1 protein-coding gene is annotated in these 3,087 nt (G+C 77.6%); it reads left to right on the top strand.

Annotation, left to right across the window (positions count from 1 at the left end):
* The coding region (locus ACFXGA_RS39970; protein WP_378098357.1) for an SDR family NAD(P)-dependent oxidoreductase at nucleotides 1-3,087 on the top strand (3,087 nt) is incomplete at both ends.

Below are 3,087 nucleotides of genomic sequence, written 5' to 3'. Positions count from 1 at the left end.
CCCGGGACGCGGTGCGGTTCGGCGACGCGGTGGAGTGGTTGCGGGCCAACGGGGTGACGCGGTTCCTGGAGATCGGGCCGCACCCCACGCTCGTGCCGAACGGTGCGATGCGCCGCGACCACGACGAGCCCGAACGACTCCTCGCCGCACTCGGCCGGCTCTGGGAACAGGGCGCGGACTGGCGGCCGCCGGCGCCGCGGGCCCACCTCGACCTGCCCACCTACCCGTTCCAGCGGGAACGGTACTGGCTCGTGTCCGCCGCCCGGGCCGACGTGACGGGCGCGGGCCTGGACGTGGTGGACCACCCGCTGCTGCGGGCGTCCGTGACGCTGCCCGACGGGCAGGGCGCGGTGCTCACCGGTGTGCTGTCGCCGACCGCCCACCCGTGGCTGGCCGAGCACACCGTCCTGAACGCGCCCCTGCTGCCCGCCACCGGGTTCGTGGAACTCGCCCTGCGGGCAGGAGGTCACGTCGGCTGCGCCGTGCTGGCCGAACTCGTGCTGGAAGCACCGCTGCCGCTGCACGACACCGTGCACGTCCAGGTCGCGGTCGGCGCGCCCGACGACACCGGCCGACGCACCGTCACCCTCCACTCCCGCACCACCACCGACCCGGACGACTGGACCCGCCACGCCACCGGGGCCCTGCTCCCCGGACCGGCCACCCCGCCGACCCGCTCGGCCACGACCTGGCCGCCCGCCGGCGCGACGCCGATGGACACCACCACCCTGTACGAGACGCTCGCCGACGCGGGCTACGACTACGGCCCCACCTTCCAGGGCCTGCGCGCGATCTGGCGGCACGGCGACGAGCTGCACGCCGAGGTCGCGTTCCCCGCCGACGCCTCCGGCCTCACCGGCTACGGCGTCCACCCGGCCCTGCTGGACGCGGCGATCCAGCCGCTCACCCTGCTCACCGGCATCACCGCCGAGGTCGACGGGCCGGGCCAGGGCCTGGCCAGGCTGCCGTTCTCGTTCGCCGGCGTGTCGATCACCGGCGCCGCCGCCACCCTGCGGGTCGTGCTGACGCCCACCGCGCCGGACACGTACGCGGTCCGCGTCACCGACACCACCGGCGGCCCGGTGGCCGACATCGACTCGCTCGTGCTGCGCCCCGTCGAACTCGGCGGCCTCACCGCCACCCGGCACCCCGACTCCCTGTTCACCCTCGACTGGACGCCGCTGCCGACCCCCGACGCCCCGGACGTGACCGCGGAGGTCCGCGAACTCGCCCCCGGCGGCGGGAACCCGGTCGAGCAGGCACACGCGCTCACCCGCCAGGTGCTCCACGACGTGCGGCGGGCGCTGGCCGACGACACCCGGCTGGTGTTCGTCACCCGGAGCGCGACGGGGACGGACCTCGCGTCGGCGGCGGCCTGGGGCCTGGTGCGCAGCGCGCAGGCCGAGCACCCCGACCGGTTCCTGCTGGTCGACCACGACGGCACGGACGCGTCCCGGCAGGCGCTCCCGGCCGCCGTGCGCGCCGCGTTCGCCCAAGCGGAACCCCAAGTGCTGCTGCGCGACGGCGCGCTCCTGGCCGCCAGGCTCACCAAGACCGCGCAGGACGCCACGCCGCAACCGCTGCGCGGCACCGCCCTGATCACCGGCGGGTTCGGCGTCCTGGGCGGCCTCACCGCACGCCACCTCGTCACCGAACACGGCGTGCGGCACGTCGTGCTGGTCGGCCGGCGCGGACCCGCCACGCCCGGCGCGGACGAGCTGGTGGCCGAGCTGGCCGGGCTCGGCGCGACCGTCACCGCGGCCGCGTGCGACGTCGCCGACCGGGACGCCCTGGCCGGGCTGCTCGCCACGATCGACGACCTGCGGGTCGTCGTGCACACGGCGGGGACCGTGGCCGACGCCGTGGTCGAGTCCCTGACCCCGGAGCAGGTGGACGCCGTGCTGCGGCCCAAGGCGGACGCGGCGTGGCACCTGCACGAGCTGACCCGCGACCTGGACGCGTTCGTGCTGTTCTCCTCCGCCGCGGGCGTGCTGGGCAGCCCCGGCCAGGCCAACTACGCGGCGGCCAACGCGTTCCTCGACGCCCTGGCCCGCCACCGGCACGCCCTCGGCCTGCCCGCCGTGTCGCTGGCCTGGGGCCAGTGGGCGCGGGAGAGCGGCATCACCGGTCACCTCACCGAGGCCGACCGGCTGCGGCTGGCCCGCGCCGGGCTGGTCGCGCTGCCCACCGACCGGGCGCTGGCCCTGCTCGACGTCGGCCTGGCCACCGGCTCGCCCGTCCTGGTGCCCGCGCACCTCGACCCGGCCGCGGCACGGACGCCGCTGCTGCGCGGCCACGGCCGGCAGCGGCGGGCGCAGGCCCCGGCGGTCACGCCGGCCGACCTGCTCGGCCGGCTGGCAGGGCTGGCCGAACCGGAGCAGCGCGCCCTGCTGCTGGAGGTGGTCAACGCGCACAGCGCGGCCGTCCTCGGCCACACCACGCCGCTCACGGCCGACCCGCAGCAGGCGTTCCGCGACCACGGCGTCGACTCGCTGACCGGGATCGAGCTGCGCAACCGGCTCAACGCGGCCACCGGCCTGCGGCTGTCCGCGACCGCCGTGTTCGACTTCCCGACCCCCGCCCAGCTCGTCAACCACCTCTACGGCCGGTTGCGCGGCACCGCCAACCGCGACGTCGGACCGGTGGAAACCCTGCTGCGCAAGGCGATCGACGCCGACCGCACCGCCGACGGGCTCGACCTGCTCGCCACCGCGGCCCGCCTGGGCGCGCTCACCGACCGGCCCGAGGCCGCGCCGGTCGCGCTCACCACCGGGTTCGTGCCGCCGTCGCTGGTCTGCCTGCCGTCGGCGCTCGCGTTCACCGGCGTGGACGAGTACGCGAGGTTCGCCGCCGCCCTGGAGGCGATGCGCGACGTGACCGCCGTGCCGCTGCCCGGGTTCGCGGGCGGCCCGCTGCCCGCCGGCGCCGAATCGCTCGTCGATGCGCTGGCCGACGCGGTCGCCGGGGCGGGCGGCGGCGAGTTCGCGCTGGTCGGCCGGTCGGGCGGCGCGTGGGTGGGCCCCGCCGGGGGGGCCCCCCCCCCCCCCGGGGGCCGCGCCCCCCCCCCCCCGGGGGGGCCACTACCCC

The organism is Actinosynnema sp. NPDC059335 (assembly GCF_042752395.1).
Taxonomy (GTDB): domain Bacteria; phylum Actinomycetota; class Actinomycetes; order Mycobacteriales; family Pseudonocardiaceae; genus Actinosynnema.
This window is presented reverse-complemented; position numbering and strand designations above follow the sequence as displayed.